The organism is Pseudomonas sp. UBA7500 (assembly GCF_002478435.1).
GTDB classification, from domain to species: Bacteria; Pseudomonadota; Gammaproteobacteria; order Pseudomonadales; family Pseudomonadaceae; genus Aquipseudomonas; species Aquipseudomonas palmensis.
In genome coordinates, this window is sequence record NZ_DLNW01000032.1 from 274 (window position 1) to 17,032 (window position 16,759).

Annotated in this window: 14 protein-coding genes and 1 pseudogene; 10 read left to right on the plus strand and 5 right to left on the minus strand. The window is 66.0% G+C overall.

Features of this window, described 5'->3' with window-relative positions:
* Positions 1-507: pseudogene (locus B4I46_RS15095) on the minus strand (glutamine synthetase); the annotation flags it as partial.
* Positions 508-680: 173 nt separating this feature from the next.
* Between B4I46_RS15095 and B4I46_RS15100 the strand changes: the two are divergent.
* From B4I46_RS15100 to B4I46_RS15125, 6 genes are all read left to right on the plus strand, one after another.
* A complete protein-coding gene (locus B4I46_RS15100; protein WP_054915122.1) occupies positions 681-1,595 on the plus strand; it encodes a helix-turn-helix domain-containing protein in 915 nt (304 codons plus the stop codon).
* Between the two features lie 5 nt (positions 1,596-1,600).
* A complete protein-coding gene (locus tag B4I46_RS15105) occupies positions 1,601-1,774 on the plus strand; it encodes a DUF6434 domain-containing protein (RefSeq protein ID WP_286900820.1) in 174 nt (57 codons plus the stop codon).
* 91 nt (positions 1,775-1,865) lie between these two features.
* Positions 1,866-2,303: a hypothetical protein gene (locus tag B4I46_RS15110; RefSeq protein WP_043860902.1), complete on the plus strand. Its 438-nt coding sequence runs from the start codon at positions 1,866-1,868 to the stop codon at positions 2,301-2,303.
* A gap of 154 nt (positions 2,304-2,457) precedes the next feature.
* Positions 2,458-2,961 (plus strand): sigma-70 family RNA polymerase sigma factor, encoded by a 504-nt coding sequence (locus tag B4I46_RS15115; RefSeq protein ID WP_043860903.1) that lies wholly within the window; start codon positions 2,458-2,460, stop codon positions 2,959-2,961.
* A complete protein-coding gene (locus B4I46_RS15120; protein ID WP_286900804.1) occupies positions 2,958-3,929 on the plus strand; it encodes a FecR domain-containing protein in 972 nt (323 codons plus the stop codon). Before B4I46_RS15115 ends, B4I46_RS15120 begins: the two co-directional genes overlap by 4 nt.
* Before the next feature lie 108 nt (positions 3,930-4,037).
* A complete protein-coding gene (locus B4I46_RS15125) occupies positions 4,038-6,461 on the plus strand; it encodes a TonB-dependent siderophore receptor (protein WP_054915126.1) in 2,424 nt (807 codons plus the stop codon).
* A 79-nt stretch (positions 6,462-6,540) separates the two neighbouring features.
* Here the strand turns inward: B4I46_RS15125 and B4I46_RS15130 are convergent, their stop codons facing one another.
* Positions 6,541-7,002 carry a GNAT family N-acetyltransferase gene (locus B4I46_RS15130; RefSeq protein WP_236177095.1) on the minus strand — a complete coding sequence of 154 codons (462 nt, stop codon included), beginning with the start codon at positions 7,000-7,002 and terminating at the stop codon, positions 6,541-6,543.
* Between the two features lie 79 nt (positions 7,003-7,081).
* On the opposite strand from B4I46_RS15130, the gene B4I46_RS15135 reads away from it, so the two are divergent.
* Positions 7,082-8,020 carry a helix-turn-helix transcriptional regulator gene (locus B4I46_RS15135; protein WP_286900807.1) on the plus strand — a complete coding sequence of 313 codons (939 nt, stop codon included), beginning with the start codon at positions 7,082-7,084 and terminating at the stop codon, positions 8,018-8,020.
* A 124-nt stretch (positions 8,021-8,144) separates the two neighbouring features.
* Positions 8,145-10,337, plus strand: a complete 2,193-nt coding sequence (gene fauA, locus B4I46_RS15140; protein ID WP_286900809.1) for a TonB-dependent alcaligin siderophore receptor FauA — start codon at positions 8,145-8,147, stop codon at positions 10,335-10,337.
* A gap of 113 nt (positions 10,338-10,450) precedes the next feature.
* Here the strand turns inward: fauA and B4I46_RS15145 are convergent, their stop codons facing one another.
* Positions 10,451-11,014 (minus strand): GNAT family N-acetyltransferase, encoded by a 564-nt coding sequence (locus B4I46_RS15145; RefSeq protein WP_104572640.1) that lies wholly within the window; start codon positions 11,012-11,014, stop codon positions 10,451-10,453.
* A 159-nt stretch (positions 11,015-11,173) separates the two neighbouring features.
* Between B4I46_RS15145 and B4I46_RS15150 the strand changes: the two genes are divergently transcribed.
* Both B4I46_RS15150 and B4I46_RS15155 read left to right on the plus strand, forming a co-directional pair.
* Positions 11,174-13,588 carry a membrane-bound PQQ-dependent dehydrogenase, glucose/quinate/shikimate family gene (locus B4I46_RS15150; protein ID WP_286900811.1) on the plus strand — a complete coding sequence of 805 codons (2,415 nt, stop codon included), beginning with the start codon at positions 11,174-11,176 and terminating at the stop codon, positions 13,586-13,588.
* Between the two features lie 5 nt (positions 13,589-13,593).
* Positions 13,594-14,229 (plus strand): TetR/AcrR family transcriptional regulator, encoded by a 636-nt coding sequence (locus B4I46_RS15155; protein WP_043860909.1) that lies wholly within the window; start codon positions 13,594-13,596, stop codon positions 14,227-14,229.
* Between the two features lie 87 nt (positions 14,230-14,316).
* On the opposite strand, the gene ppnN is transcribed toward B4I46_RS15155, so the two are convergent.
* Together ppnN and B4I46_RS15165 are read right to left on the minus strand one after the other, a co-directional pair.
* Positions 14,317-15,690: a nucleotide 5'-monophosphate nucleosidase PpnN gene (gene ppnN, locus B4I46_RS15160; RefSeq protein WP_043860910.1), complete on the minus strand. Its 1,374-nt coding sequence runs from the start codon at positions 15,688-15,690 to the stop codon at positions 14,317-14,319.
* A gap of 149 nt (positions 15,691-15,839) precedes the next feature.
* A complete protein-coding gene (locus B4I46_RS15165; RefSeq protein WP_286900814.1) occupies positions 15,840-16,682 on the minus strand; it encodes an SDR family NAD(P)-dependent oxidoreductase in 843 nt (280 codons plus the stop codon).
* Positions 16,683-16,759: the final 77 nt, after the last annotated feature.

A 16,759-nucleotide genomic window follows, 5' to 3' on the forward strand; every position in this document is an offset into this window, starting at 1 on the left:
CGTCCTCGAACAGCGGGTCGAACTCGTTGGCGGCATCGATGGAGAACGACTGGCGGCCACTTTCGGCGCGGCCCGAACGGCCCAGTGGCGCCTGCAACGGCAGGTCCGGGTCTTCGCAGCGCTGGGTCAGGTAGAACTCCATCTCCNNACGTTGCGCGGCGACAGCTCGATGGGGTTGCCCTGCTTGTCGAAGGTGTCGTGGATCACGATCGCGGTGGGCTCCAGCGCCCAGGGTACCGGGTAGATGGCCGTCGAGTCGGGGCGGCAGAGCATGTCGATGTCGGCCGGGTCGAGCAGGTCGTAGTAGATCTCGTCCTCGACGAAGTCGCCGGTCACGGTCTGCAGCAGCACACTTTCCGGCAGGCGCATGCCTCGCTCATGCAGGAACTTGTTGGTGGGGGCGATCTTGCCGCGGGCGATACCGGTCAGGTCGGTGACCACGCATTCCACTTCAGTGATCTTGTGTTCTTTCAGCCAGGTGGACAGCTGATCGAAGGGGGTATTCATGAGAACCTCGTTGTCGTGATGCAGGGCATGCGCAAGGGTGTGTGTGGCGCGGGCGGGCAAGGCCTGGCTTCCCCTGCGCCGCGTTGAGGTCTATCTTGGTGCCGCAGCTGCGGCTGCATCTATCCACTTTGAGCAGAAGAAAATGCACCAAAGCAGTGCATTCAGAGGTTCTCATGACAACCCCGTCGCCCTTGCGGGTACAGGCCTTCACCAGTGCCGATGTGGCCGAACAGGTACGCGCCACGCCAGGCTGGGCACAGCACTACCAGCAGATGTCACCCGGGCACTTTGCCGGGATGGTGCGCTGCCTCGACCTGCAGGGCGTGGAGGTGTACGAAGAGCGCATGAACACCCGGGTGGAGCAGAGCTTCAGCGCCCCCGGCGGTTCGCTGTCGTTCTGCTTCGACCGCAGTGACAACAGCCTGTACGTGCTCAATGGCGAAAGCCGCAACATCTGGATCACCCCCGAGAACTACCAGGAAGTGGCCGTCGTGTTCGGCCCTGCCTTCGTGCGTGAGCACGGCGTGGACGTTGCGGCGCTCGAAGGTCTGTTCATGGCACCGCTCAATTCCCAGCGCAATGCCTTGTTCAGCGGCTGGCTGAGCAGTACCCTGACGCGCCTCTCGCAGAGCGAGGACGCGCCGTGCCAGCAGGTGCTGGCCAGGCAGTTGCTGGACGATTGTCTGTACATTCTCGACACCGCCTCGGTGTGCCTGGACCGAGGCGAGCTGTGGCGGCGCACCGAGGAGCGCACCATCATGCGCAAGGTCAGCGAATGGGCGGCGGATTCGCCGGAGGAGTCATTGAACCTGCTGCAACTGGCGCAGGTGGCCGGCAGCTCGGTGCGTCAGTTGCAGCATGCGTTCAAGGCGTACACCGGCATCACGCCCAGCCACTGGCTGCGCCTGCGCCGCCTCAATGGCGCGCACCGCGAGCTGCTGACCGCGCGCGGCCACACCGTGGCGGAAGTGGCAATGCGCTGGTCGTTCTGGCACCTGGGGCGGTTTTCCAGCAGTTATCAGGCGCTGTTCAAGGAGTTGCCCAGTGAAACCCTCAAACGACGCAAGGAGACACGGTATGGCTTTTGACTGGCATGGCGGGGNNGGGCGAGGATTACCGCAACACGCAGAACGTGCGGCGGTTCATGCGTGAGCAGTGTGGCGAGGATTTCAGGTTCGACCGGCCGTTGATGGCGTGGATAGTCGATGGTACGGCGCGGACGATGGGGGATGTGGTGGATGAGTGGGCCAGACGTCGTAGTGCTTAGCTGAACCCGCGACATCCCTGCGCAAGTACCCACTGGCAGCCCAGGCTGGTATTGTGCCGCCCTGCAAACCCAACTGGATGACTGTGAGGAAATGACGTTGAACGCTGATGCGAACATGACCGGGGACCTGTTCGAAGTCGACAAGCGCCTGGGCCTCAAACCCGTGGTGGACTTCAACACCTACCTGCGCGCCGCATTCGCCGACGGCGCCTGCGCATGCAGCCGCTGCCTGGAAAACAAGAGCGACGAGAGCGGCTACGCCTTCGCCCATACCTTCGACTTCCAGGGCCAGGTCACCCATCGCCGCTTCGCCACCACCACCGCCAGCGATGTGCTGATGGTCCTGAAAAAAGCCTGGCTGTCCTACACCAAGGCCGAACTGGATGTCAGCGGCAACCTGGACCTGGACGCCATCAAGGCCTTCGTCGAGCCACAGCTGCACAAACGCCTGGTGCCACTGTTCGTCGCCAGCGGGCTGGTTGTCGAGGTCGACGGGCAACTGGTGCTGCAAGCCCAGGCCGCCGCCTGACGGCCATGCCTGGGGCGCGTTGCCGGNNGCCGGCAGAGCCGGCAACGCGCCCTGGCGCAACCCGCGCGCGATTGCACCCCCGCGCAGGCTACACACAGGCATTGCGACACTGTAGTATTGAGAACTATTCACATTCACTGTCGAGTCGTTCCCGGTGCACACGCCTTCCTCCAAGCTCGGCTTCTTCTTCAGCGACCACCACCGCTGGCTGCTGCAACACATCCAGAAGCGCCTGCGCAACCGCGCCGACGCCGAAGACACGGCTGCCGAGGCGTTCTGCCAATTGCTGGTGGCGCGGGTTGATCCGGACAGCATCCAGCAACCGCGGGCCTTTCTGTCGACCATCGCGCGCCGGCTGATCTTCGACCGCCACCGCCGCCGCCAACTCGAAAATGCCTACCTGGAACGCCTGTCGAGCCTGCCCGAGCAGGTAGCGCCCTCCCCGGAGGAACAACTGCTGCTGGTCGAAGCGCTGGTGGCCATCGACCGAGCGCTCACCGGCCTGCCCGCGGTGGTCAAGGCAGCCTTCCTCTACAGCCAGCTCGATGGCCTGAGCTATGTGGAGATCGGGCGCAAGCTCGCGCTGTCGGAACGCACCGTCAGCCGCTACATGAAACAGGCCCTGCGCCAGTGCTACCTGGCCGAGATGGCACCATGAGCAAGGCCCGCCTCGACCCGGCCGCGGAGCAGGCCATCGACTGGATGGTGCGCCTGAGCGCCGACCGCAACGACACCCGCCTGCACGCCCGTTTCGATACCTGGCTCAACAGCGACCCGGCCCATGCCCAGGCCTGGGGCCGGCTGCAGGAGCGCCTGGGTGGCGCGTTCGGCACCGTGCGGGCGCTGGACCAGCGCCTGCCCGGCCAGGCCGGCGAAGCCCGGCGCGTGCTGATGCAGCCCGGCACCTCCCGGCGCGATGTGCTGCGCGCCATCGGCGGGCTGGGCCCGCTGGGCGGCGGGGTGTGGCTGGCGGCGCGCAGCGAGGTCGGCACCACGTTGATGGCCGACCTGCACACCGGTACCGGCGAGCGGCGCACCCTGGAACTGGAAGACGGCAGCCAGCTGAGCCTGAACGCTAGCACTGCCGTCGACCTTCAATTCGATGCCCACCAGCGCCTGGTACTGCTGCGCCAGGGCGAACTGGTGATTGAAGTGGCACCCGACCCGCAGCGCCCCCTGCGCGTGCGCACCGCCCAGGGCGAAATCCGCGCGCTGGGCACGCGCTTTCTGGTCAGCCAGCAGCCCGACGCCACCCGCGTGGTGGTGCTGCAGCATGCGGTGCGCGCACGCCTGCACGATGGCAGCGAACTGGACCTGCAGGAAGGCCAGGCCGCCCTGCTGCACGCCCAGCGCATCGAGCGCCTGGGCCGTGACGAGCGTCACCGCGCCGACTGGCTGAACGGGCACCTGAATGTACTGGATGACCCGCTGGATGCAGTGGTCGATGCGCTGCGCCCCTACACCCGCGGCTTCGTGCGGGTCGCGCCGCAGGTGCGCAACCTGCGCGTGCAAGGGGTGTTCCCGCTCAACGATCCGCAGCGCAGCTTCGGTGCGCTGGCCGAAACACTGCCGATCGAGGTGCGACACTACGGCCCGTGGTTGACCCTGATCGGCCCGAAAAGCTGAGCCCGAGAACCCTCTGAAAAGTTTTTATGAAAAACAATCGCATTTGTGTCCGGTTTTCATTTCTCATCCCACCTATCTCCTGACTGCACACACAATCAGGAGAATTCCGTGCTCAACCCTTGGTCCCGCGCCCTCCCCGTCGCCGTTGCCCTGGCCACCCTGAGCTGCGCCGTGTCTGCCCAGCAGCAGGCACTTGCGTTCAACCTGCCGGCCGGCCCGCTCGCCGCCACGCTCAATGCCATCGCCAGCCAGAGCGGCCAGATCATCTCCCTCGACCCGGCCCTGGTGCAGGGCAGACAGGCCCCGGCCGTCCGTGGGCAGATGAGCGCCGAGCAGGCCCTGCAGGCCGCACTGGCCGGCAGCGGCCTGCAACTGCTGGTGACCGGCAGCGGCCACTTCAGCGTGGTGCAAGGTGTGAGTGCCGACGGCGCACTGGAGCTGGGCGCAACCAGCATCACCGAGGTGCGCAACCTGGCCACCACCGAAGGCTCGAACTCCTACGCAGCGCGGGTCACCACCATCGGCAAGGGCGAACACACGCTCAAGGAAATCCCCCAGTCGGTCAGCGTCATGACCCGCAAGCAGATGGACGACCAGGGCCTGACCAACCTCAAGGACGCCGCCAACCAGACCACCGGCCTGGTCGGCCAGCAAGGCGTGGGCAAGGGCATGATCCTGATGTCGCGCGGTTTTCAGATCGACGACTGGCAGTACGACGGCGTGCCGATTCCGCGCAACACCTACTCGCTGGGCAACTGGGCGACCCAGGACCTGATCTTCTTCGACCGCATCGAGTTCCTGCGCGGTGCCTCGGGCCTGCTGCAGGGCACCGGCAGCCCGGGCGGCGCGATCAACCTGGTGCGCAAGCGCGGGCAGGACAAACCCACCGTGACCGTCACCGGCAAGGCCGGCTCCTGGGACCACTACGGCCTGCAACTGGACGCTGGCGGCCCGCTGAACCAGCAGGGCACGATCCGCGGGCGCTTCGTCGCCGACGAAGACCAGAGCCAGTCGTTCATCGACTACGAGTGGAGCAAGACCCACTCGCTGTACGGCGCGCTGGATTTCGACCTGAGCCCGGACACCACCGTGGGTGTGGGCGTGAGCTACTCGGACAACACCTCACGGCCCATGCTGCGTGGCCTGCCGCGCTATGCCGACGGACGCCCTGTGGACGTGCCGCGCTCGACCTATACCGGCGCGCGCTGGAACCACTCCGAAATCGACGTGACCACGGTGTTTGCCGACCTCGACCACCGCTTCAACGACGACTGGAAGGTGCATGCCGCCGCCGTGTACATGAGCGAGAGCAACGACTCGCTGCACCAGCGGGTGCAAACCACCGGCCAAGGGCTGAATCCTGACGGCAGCGGTGTCCAGTATGCCAACTGGTACACCGACTTCGACTCGACCAAGGTGGGGCTGGACGCCTACGTCAACGGCCATTTCGAGACGCTGGGGCTGCAACAGGAACTCATCCTGGGTGGCAACTATTCCCAGCTCAAGACCGACGATGTGTTCGCGCGCACCTTCATCAACGGCGGCAATATCTTCGATATCGACCACGACCGCCCCAAACCCAGCTACGACAGCCTGATGCGTGACGGCGGCCGAGCCACCGCAAGCGAATATGACGTGCGCCAGAAAGGCCTGTACGGCAGTTGGCGGGTCAAGCTGGCCGAGCCGTTGACCGTAGTGCTTGGCTCGCGCGTGAGCTGGTACGACTTCCGCTACTCCTCAGTCATCACACAGGGCAACACGGTGACGGTCGCTGACCCAAGCGTCATGACCGAAACCGGTGTGGTTACCCCCTATGCCGGCATCATCTATGACCTGACCCAGGAATGGGCGGCCTACGCCAGCTACACCGACGTGTTCCAGCCGCAGAGCGAACTCGATGCCGCACAATCGGTGCTGAAGCCGATTGTCGGCAGCAACTACGAAGTGGGCCTCAAGGGCGAACTGATGGATGGCCGGGTCAACACCTCGTTCGCCGTGTTCCGCTACGACCAGAACAACCGAGCGATCACCGACGCTTCTGCGCAATGTGGCTCCGGCGATTGCTCGAAAGCGTCCGGCAAAGTGCGCAGCCAGGGTTTCGAAGCCGAAATCAGTGGCGAAGTGATGCCCGACCTGCAGCTGTTCGCCGGGTACACCTACACCACCACCACGTACATCAAGGACCCGGAGAACGAAGGCAAGGTCTTCAACCAGTGGACCCCCAAGCATATGCTGCGGGTATGGAGCGACTACCGTTTGCCGGGCGACTGGAGCCGCGTAAGCGCGGGCCTGGGCTTCAGCAGCCAGAGCCACACACTGGGTTACGAGAGTACGTTTGATGTGCCCGGTTACACGGTGTGGAATGCACGCCTGGCCTATCAGCTGACGCCTGAGGTGAGTGTGGCAGTCAACGCCAACAACCTGTTCGACAAACACTACATTGCCTCGGGCTACAACCAGCTCGGCGGCAACAACAACTACGGCGAGCCGCGCAACATGATGTTCAGCGTCAAGTACACGCCGCAGTTCTGAGGCGCCTGCTTCGCCGGCAAGGCCGGCTCCTGCACAGCCTGTAGGAGCCGGCCTTGCCGGCGAATGCCCCGACGCGGTGTCACCTGTCCAGCGCCCTGGCCATCACGATGGTGCGTTCTTCCCCCTCCACCACCTCGCGCACCACCGCATACCCCAACCGCGCATAGAACGCCTGCGCCGTCAGCGAGGACGGTACCCGCAGCGCCTGCACCCCCGCCGCACCGGCCAGCTCTTCAACGTGCAGCATCAAGGCCCGACCGATGCCCAGCCCCTGCCGGTCCGGCGCCACGAACACCGTGCGCACCACGTCCCCCTCCAGGCTCGCGGTACCCACCACCTGCCCGCCCAACTGCGCCACCACCACCTGCCGGCGCGCCATCAACCCCAGCAGCGCCTCGGGGGAAAAACTCTGCTCCACCCGCGCAATCACCGCCGGCGAATAATCCTGGCTGTTGCTCGTGCGCAAGGCCTGGACAATCACCCGGCTGATCGCCGGCGCATCCGTTTCCAGTGCTTGGCGCACCTGACATGTTTCGCTCATCACCGCCCCACTCCAGCCACCCTGCATTTGAGAATGAATGCTATTATCGCCTTCCTTTTTTCGACACCCGAGCCCTGTCTTGTCCGCGCCCACCCGCTACCTGCTGAGCGACTTCCATGCCCTGGGCCAGCGCTACGACGTGCACTATAGCCTGCCCGAAGGCGACGGCGGCGAGGACGATCCGTGCCTGATGCAGGGCCATATCAGCGAACATCGCCTGGCCCCCGGCTTCAGCCTGGTGAACTCCGACGTGCAGGCCTTCCACACCTACCGTGCCGATTCGCTGGACATGCCCGACCTGACCCTCGCGCTGGTACTTCAGGGTCAGGCCTCGATCACCTACACCCGCACCCAGCCCCTGCAACCAGGCGCCTGCATCACCGCGCTGTGCGGCGATGGCCGGCCGATGTCGGCACTGCACCGCGGTGGCGCGCACCTGCGCGGGCTCAACCTGTCGCTGCGCCGCCCGCAGGATGTGGGCGAAGAGGCCTTGGCCGAGCTGATCGAGGCTCGCCTGCGCGGCCACGGCTCGGCCCTGAGTTGCTGGGCCCTGCCGGCGCACCTGCTGGTGGGCATCGAAGACATGTTGTCCGGTCGCTGGCAAGGCACCCTGCAGCACCTGTTGTGCCAGGGCCTGAGCCTGCAACTGCTCAGCCACGGCCTGGCCAGTTTCGAAAGCCTGCCGGCCCCTTCGCCGGGCCTGTGCCCACGCGACCGGCTGATGCTCGAACGGGTGCGCGAGCACCTGCACCAACAGCCCGGCGACGAGCACGACCTCACCGAACTGGCGCGCCTGGCCTGCATGAGCAGCAGCTCGCTACGCAGCAAGTTCCGCGCGCTGTACGGCGAAACGGTGTTCGGCTACCTGCGCAACCGGCGCCTCGACCAGGCCCGCCAGTTGCTCGAACAGGGCTGGCAGATCCAGCAGGCCGCCCACCATGTCGGCTACCGCCACGCCAGCAATTTCGCCACCGCGTTTCGCCAGCGCTTTGGCCACGCCCCCCGCGAGACCGCCTGAAGTTCCCCACCCGACGCACGCTTTGGCAGCGCCCATAAGCAGTCTGGCATCTGCCAAACGTGGCCCCGCGAGCAACTGTGAATAATACGCAGACGATAACGATACTCTGCGGAGAACGATTCCCATGCAGCGCCGCCTTGCCCCCTCTACCCGACCGATCAGCAGCGTGCGTATCGCCCTGCTGGGCGGGGCCTTTGTCTCCCTGATGGCCAGTGCCGAGGAGTCCGCCGAAAAGCCGGTGCTGACACTGCAGGCCACCGACGTACAGGGTGAGGCGTACCGGCCGCAGACCACCGAAGGCAGCGCCAGCTACACCACCGGCGCGATGTCCACCGCCATCGGCTTGCCGATGTCGATCCGCGAAACCCCGCAGTCGGTCAGCGTGGTGACCCGCCAGCAGATCGAGGACGAGGGCCTGAGCAACACCGCGCAGATTCTCGACAGCGCGCCGGGCATTTCCCATGTGCGCAACGACAGCAATCGCCTGTCGTTCTCGGCGCGTGGTTTCACCATCGACAACTTCCAGTTCGACGGCCTGGCCTCGCCGATCAACGGCTTCTGGAACTTCGGCGCCACCGAGATGGACTCGGCCATCTATGATCGCGTCGAGATCGTGCGCGGCTCCACCGGCCTGCTGACCGGCGCCGGCAGCCCGTCGGCGGCGGTCAACTTCGTGCGCAAGCGCCCGCTGCCCGAGTTCGCCGCCAGCGGCTCGGCGGGCATCGGGCGCTGGGACGAGCGACGGGGTGATGTGGACGTGTCGGCCCCGCTGACCGAGGACGGGCGCATCGCCGCGCGGGTGGTGGCCGCCTATTCGCAGAAGGACAGCCACGTCAGCTACCTGGACTACGGCTCGCGCACCTTGTACGGCGTGGTCAGCAGCGAACTGGGCCCGCGCACCCGGCTGACCACCAGCCTGGAGTACCAGAAGAACGAAACCGACGGCATGGGCAGCGGCTTTCCGCTGTTCTACAAGGACGGTGGGCGTACCGACTTCGGCCGCTCGGCGGCCAACAACACCAAGTGGGGCTACTTCGGCACCGAGTCCACCACCGCCTTCGTCGACCTCGAGCACCAGCTGGAAAACGACTGGAAGTTGCGCGCCGCCTACAGCCGCTTCGAAGGCAACTACCGCATGCGCTACCTGTACCGCGGCGGCTACCCGGACCGCGAAACCGGGCGCGGCATGTCGGCCAGCTTCCTCAAGTATGAGGGCGAACGCACCCGTGACGACTGGCACCTGACCGCCAGCGGGCCGTTCCAGCTGCTGGGCCGCAGCCACGAGCTGGCGTTCGGTGCGATGAGCATCGACGACGACCTGACCATCGACCAGTTCAGGCCGCTGGGCACGGTGCCGGATACCGGCAACTTCATGGACTGGAACAGCAACCACATTGCCGAGCCCGCCTGGTCCAACGTGCGCGCCTCGGGCGATGCCACCCACACCCGGCAGAACGGCGGCTACGCGGTAACGCGCCTGTCGCTGGCCGACCCGCTGCACCTGATACTCGGCGCACGGGTCAGCAACTGGGAAATCGACCAGGACTACTACGGCAGCCTGCGCCAGTACCGCTACCGCAACGAAGTGACGCCCTACGCGGGGCTGGTATATGACCTGAACTCGACCTACAGCCTGTACACCAGCTACACCAGCATCTTCAACCAGCAGAACGCGCGCGGGCCGGACGGCAGCATCCTCGACCCGGTGACCGGTGACAGCTACGAGGCCGGCATCAAGGCCGGCTACCTGGACGGTCGCCTGAACGCAGCGCTGGCGGTGTACCGCACCCAGCAGGAGGGCCTGGCCGAAGCGATCCCGGGGGTGAACGTGGAGGGGCGCCCCAATGAGCAGGCGTACAAGGCCGGCACCGGGGCGCGGGTCGACGGCTTCGACCTGGAGCTGGCCGGACAGCTCACCGAGCAGTGGAACCTGTCGGCCAGCTACACCCACTTCATTGCCCGCAATGCCGACGACAAGGCGATCAACACCAACCACCCGCGCACCCAGGCCAAGCTGTTCACCACCTACCGTCTGGGCGGTGTGCTGGACAAGCTGACCGTGGGCGGTGGCGCGACGTGGCGCAGTGGCGTGTCACGCAGCGACGTGGCGATGCCGGGCGGTTTCACCGACCTGGAGCAAGGCGGCTACACGCTGGTCAGCCTGATGAGCCGTTACGCCCTCAACGACCACCTGAGTGTGAGTGCGCATGTCGACAACCTGTTCGACAAGCGTTACTACGAGCAGATCGGCTTCTACAGCCAGGGCTGGTACGGCGAGCCGCGCAACCTGCGCCTGAGCATGCGCGCCACCTTCTGACCGCATCGCGGGTCAAGCCCGCTCCCACAAGTACTGCGCCGGCCCCAGGAACATCGCAATACCTGTGGGAGCGGGCTTGACCCGCGATGGGCTGCAAGGCAGCCCCGCCTCAATCATCCCTCAACCCTGCGCTCGAATATCCAGGTGTCATGCACCCCATGCCACGGTGTATCGCGCACACCCTCCACCACCCGCACCACCTCGAACCCAAGCGCTCTGGCCAGCCCATGGCTGGCGCCGTTCACCGACGCCGCGGTCAGGCGCAAGGTGCCGAAATCCTGCGCCGCCAGCAGCGCGCCGATGCCTTCGCTCATCAACCCCTGCCCGCTGTACCCGACGTTGGCCCAGTACCCCAGCACATGCGCATGCTCGCCCGCAGGGTCCGGGTGCAGTCCCGCACAGCCAATCACCGCGGTCTGATCGGCCGTGAGAATGAAGTAACGCTTCTCGGCCGCCACCCGCGCGTGGTCCAGCAACGCCTGGCGCAGGTTGTTGCGCGTGTCCTGCAACGCCGGTGCGGCCTTGGCCCACGGCAAAAACGGCTGGTGCAGCACAAAGCTGTCGATCAACGCCTGGTTCACCCACGGCGCCAACACCGCATCCGGCATCACCACCACCGTCCTGGGCGTACTCGCCACCACCTGCAACACCATGTCTGCACTCCCCTTGCTGTTCATCCTGATCCCGAGGATTGTCACAAAAAATTTCACCGGTGCGACATTTTGTCTTTCATTGCCGACTGAACAGGTTCAAAATAAAACTGTACCGTACAGTACTAAACATGAATCCACGCCCCCATGCCCGCGCAGCTGGGGTCGTGTCATGGACAAACAGGAATGAAAAACACAGATAACCCGGGGGCCCCTGCCCCTGCTTCAACTCGCCTTGCCTTTTATATCTTCGGTACCCTGCTCGGCCTCAGTGGCCTGGCCCTGGCGGTCGGCGGTGTGCGCCTGGCCACCCTCGGCGGCTCGTGGTACTACCTGCTGGCCGGCCTGGGCATGCTGCTGGCCGGTGTGCTCTATGCCCGGCGCAAGCCGCTGGGCGCCGGCCTGATGGCGCTGGTGTTCGGCGCCACCGTCATCTGGTCGCTGTGGGAAGTCGGCCTGCGCTTCTGGCCACTGGTGCCGCGCCTGGCGCCGTTCCTGGTGATCGGCCTGGTGGCGGCGGTGTTGCACCCGTACCTGGCCGGCGGCCGTCAGCGTGGCCTCAGCCATGCCTGCGCCGCCCTGTTCGGGCTGGCCCTGGTGGCCGGCGGCGCCTCGACCTTCGTGCCGCACGGGGTCATGCACGCCACCACGGAACCTGTGCTCGACACCCCGGCCACCACGGCCGGCACCCCCCAGGACTGGCAGCACTACAGCAACGGCCCGCAGGGCACGCGCTTCACGCCGCTGGACCAGATCAACAAGGGCAACATCGACAAGCTCCAGGTGGCCTGGACCTACCGCACCGGCGAGATCGCCGAAGGCGCCTCCGAGTCGCAGAACACGCCGATCCAGATCGCCGACACGGTGTACACCTGCACCCCGTTGAGCAAGGTCATCGCGCTGGATGCCGACACCGGCAAGGAGCGCTGGACCTTCGACTCCAAGCCCGCCAACGACAAGACCTGGAACCGCTGCCGCGGCCTTGGCTACTACGAGCCGGCCAAGGTCCAGAAGCCGTTCCAGTTCGCTGACCTGGCACCCGCCCCACGCGCCACGGGTGGTGTGTGCGCCAAGCGCATCGTGCAGGTCACCATGGATGCACGGCTGATCGAGATCGACGCCGACACCGGCAAGCCGTGCGAAGACTTCGGCGACAAGGGCTCGGTCGACCTGACCCAGGGCCTGGGCCTGGTGGATGAAGGCGTGCCGTACTACGCCTACACCTCCGCGCCCACCGTGGCACGCAACCTGATCATCCTCGGCGGCTGGGTCTTCGATGGCCGCTCCACCGACGAACCGTCAGGCGTGGTGCGTGCCTTCAGCGCCGACACCGGCGAACTGGTGTGGGCGTGGGACCTGGGCAACCCGGCCATCACCAAGCTGCCACCGGAGGGCGAAACCTATACCCGCAGCACGCCGAACATGTGGTCCACCCCGGCGTTCGATGACGAACTGGGCCTGGTCTACCTGCCTACCGGCAACCAGCAGCCCGATTTCTGGGGTGGCGATCGCCCGGCGCTGACCGAGAAATACTCGTCTGCCGTGGTTGCCCTGGACATGGCCACCGGCCGCGAGCGCTGGACCTTCCAGACCGTGCACCACGACATCTGGGACTACGACGTGGCTGCCCAGCCGGCGCTGTACGACGTGCCGGACGGCAAGGGCGGCAAGATCCCCGCGCTGGTCCAGCTGACCAAGCGCGGGCAGATCTTCCTGCTCGACCGTCGCACCGGCAAGCCGATTGCCGACGTGGTCGAAAAACCCGTGCCCCAGGCCCATGCCGAAGGCGACTGGGTAGCCAAGACCCAACCCTACTCGGTAGGCATGCCGGCGCTGGGCGCCGAACCGCTGACCGAACAGGACATGTGGGGCGCGACCTTCTTCGACCAGCTGATGTGCCGCATCAACTTCCGCGAGCTCAACTACGAGGGTGAGTTCACCGCACCGAGCACCCGCGACACCCTGATCTACCCGGGCTACTACGGTGGCTTCAACTGGGGCGGCGCGGCCATCGACGAGCGCAACGGCTACCTGTTCCTCAACGACATCCGCATCCCGCAGGTGGTCAAGCTGGTCAAGCGTGAAAACGTCGACCTGTCGCACCTCAAGTCCGGGCACGGCGTGGGCAGTACCTACCCGATGGACGGCACGCCGTTCGTGATCGACCACAAGGCCTTCAACTCGCCACTGGGCATCCCCTGCCAGAGCCCGCCATGGGGCGTGTTCGCCGCCATCGACCTGAAAACCCGCAAGCAGGTCTGGGAACGTCCGGCCGGTACGGTGCAGGACGCGGTGATCAATGGCGTGCGTGCCAACCTGCCGATCCCGCTGGGCATGCCCACCCTGGGCGGCGGCGTGAGCACCGGTGCCGGGCTGGTGTTCTATGCCGGTACCCAGGACTACTACCTGCGGGCACTGGACATCGCCACGGGCGAGGAAGTGTGGAAGGGTCGCCTGCCGGTCGGCGGCCAGGCCACGCCGATGAGCTACGTGTCGCCGCGCTCAGGCCGTCAGTACGTGGTGGTGGTGGCCGGCGGTGCGCGCCAGTCTCCAGATCGCGGGGATTACGTGATAGCGTACGCGCTCCCTGACAAAGAGTAGCGCCCATGACCCCGTTGCACCGTGCCCCGACTTCCCCTACGAGCCGAAGTGTGGAGCGCAGGCGCAACCTGCTGGTGACCGCCAGCGAGCTGTTTCTGGAGCACGGCTACGATGGCGTCAGCATGGACGCCATCGTCGCCGCGGCAGGCGGTTCCAAGGCCACCATCTACCGCTACTTCGGCAGCAAGAACGAGCTGCTGGTGGCGGTGGTGGAGTACCTGTGCGACGACTTCATCATCGACCTGCGCCAGCTGGACACCAGCACCGTGGGGCTGGCCGAGGGGCTGCGGCTGATCCTCGACCAGTTGGTGGCGGTGGTCACCAGCCCGCGGCACGTGGCGTTCTACCGCCTGGTGGTCAATGGCACGGCGCATGTGCCCGAAGTGGGCCAGACCTGGTACGAGCATGGCCCGCAGGTGTGGCATTCGCTGATTCTGCGCTTGCTCGAGGGCCAGCGCGGGCAAGGGGCAGTGGCCGCGGATGCATCGCTGTCGGAACTGCCGCACGTGCTGTTCGATGCGCTGTTCTCGCACCTCACCACACGCACCGTGATGCTCGGGCAGCACTGCACGGCCGAAGCGTTCCGGCCGATGATCGATGAGCTGACCGGGTTGGTGCTCAGGCGTTTGCAGCAGAATTGAACACCGCGTCGCCGGCGATCGCGGGTCAAGCCCGCTCCCACAGGATCATCTGCCACCTGTGGGAGCGGGCTTGACCCGCGATAGGCCTTAACTCACCACGCGGTAGCACGGCTCATACGCCGCCCCACCCGGCAGCTTCATCCGATGCTGCTCCACGAACGCCTGCAACAGCTTGTCCAGTGGCTGCATGATCGCGGTATCGCCATGGATCTCGTATGGCCCATGCTCCTCGATCAGGCGAATGCCCTTGTCCTTCACGTTGCCCGCCACGATCCCGGAGAACGCCCGGCGCAGGTTCGCCGCCAGCTCGTGCGCCGGCAAGTCGCGACTCAGCTGCAGGCTGGCCATGTTGGCGTGGGTCGGGTCGAACGGGCGCTGGAAGCCCTCTTCGATCTTCAGCATCCAGTTGAAGTGGAACGCATCGTTGCGCTCGCGGCGGAACTGCTTGACCTGCCTGAGCCCCTCGGTCATCTGCCGCGCCACCTGGGCCGGGTCGTCGATGATGATCTCGTACAGCGCATGGGCCGCCTCGCCCAGGGTGGCGCCGACAAAATCATGCAGCTGCTGCAGGTACGCCTCGGCGCTGCGCGGGCCGGTGAGGATCACCGGGAACGGCAGGTCGCGGTTTTCCGGGTGCATCAGGATGCCCAGCAGGTACAGGAACTCCTCGGCCGTGCCTGCGCCACCGGGGAAGATGATGATGCCGTGGCCCACGCGCACGAAGGCTTCCAGGCGCTTTTCGATGTCCGGCAGAATCACCAGCTCGTTGACGATCGGGTTCGGCGCCTCGGCGGCGATGATGCCCGGCTCGGTCAGGCCCAGGTAGCGGCCGATGCTCATACGCTGCTTGGCGTGGGCGATGGTGGCGCCCTTCATCGGCCCCTTCATCACGCCCGGCCCGCAGCCGGTGCAGATGTCCAGCTTGCGCAGGCCCAGCTCGTGGCCGACCTTCTTGGTGTACTGGTATTCCTCGGTGCTGATCGAGTGGCCGCCCCAGCACACCACCATCTTCGGCTCCACGCCCGGGCGCAGGGTGCGCGCGTTGCGCAGCAGCTGGAAGACATAGTCGGTGATGCCCTGGGAGCTTTCCAGGTCGATGCCCATGCGGTCCAGTTCGCTTTCGGTGTAGACGATGTCGCGCAGGGCGCTGAACAGCATTTCGCGGGTGCTGGCGATCATTTCGCCATCGACGAAGGCGTCGGCCGGCGCGTTCAGCAGCTCAAGGCGCACGCCGCGGTCCTGCTGGTGGATACGGACTTCGAAGTCCTTGTAGGCGTCGAGAATGGTCTTGGCGTTGTCGACGTGGGCGCCGGTATTGAGGATGGCCAGGGCGCACTGGCGGAACAGGGTGTAGATGCTGCCGGAACCGGCTTCGCTCAGTTGCTGCACTTCACGTTGGGAGAGTGTCTCCAGGCTGCCTTTGGGGCTGACAGATGCGTTGATTACGTGTCTTGGGGTCATTCTGGATTCCATATGTACGACGCCAGCGAACGGCTGTGGCATCGGGGTATTAACGCCTGACGCAATGCTGCATACAGGTTTTATCAGGTGGCCGGTCGCAATGGCAAACGGTCTGCCTGAAAGAGTAGGCGCGATCCCCCGGCGATGCCTCAGATTCCGTGCGCCGCCCAGCACTGCGCCACCTGCTCGGGCTGCTGCGCCTCGACCCCGCGCAGATCCCTCGGGTAGGTGACCCCCGCCTGCTCCTCGAAGCGCGTGGCCACGAACTGCCCGTTGCTGGCGCGCAGCACCTGCCCCGTCACCTGGCACGCGTCCGACACCAGGTGCACCACCCCCGGCACCACCCACTCGGGCTTGAGGTCCTCCGGCTCGCCCTCCTCGCCCCACATGCGCGTGCGCGCCACCGGCGAAACCGCGTTGACCAGGATGCCGTGTGCGGCGCCCTCTTCGCTCAAGGCATTCATGATGCCCAGCTGCGCCATCTTGCCGGCGGCATAGGCCGCCAGCCCGGTCTGCGCGTAGCACGCATACATCGCCCGGTCGGAGGTCGTCAGTACCACACGCGGCGCGGCGCTGGCCTTCAGGTGCGGCCAGGCGTGCTTGCACAGCCACAAGGGCGCCTGCACGTTGATCGCCAGGGCGCGCTCGACAAAGCCTGCATCCACCTGCTCGATCGGCTGGTATCCCACCCAGCCGGCGTTGTGGATCACCCCGTCGAGGCCGCCGAACTGCTCCACAGTGCGTGCCACCAGCGCCTCACAGGCCGCTTCATCGGCCAGCTCGGCGCAGTGCCCGAGTACCTGGTGCCCCGCCGCCTGCAGGGCCTGGGCCGCCCGTTCGACCGGGCCGGGGTCGGTGCCGCAGCCGGCGCGGTCGGCGCCGCGGTCGGTAATGACCACCCGCGCGCCGCGTTCGGCCAGGGCCCTGGCGTAGGCAAGCCCCAGGCCGCGGGCGGCGCCGGTGACGAGAAAGGTGCGATGGGTGAAGTTCATGGGCGCTCTCCTGTAAAGTCGTCGAGCCTATCGAGCGCGCCGCGCAAAGTTGAATATTATCGAAGGCCGGTTCCGAA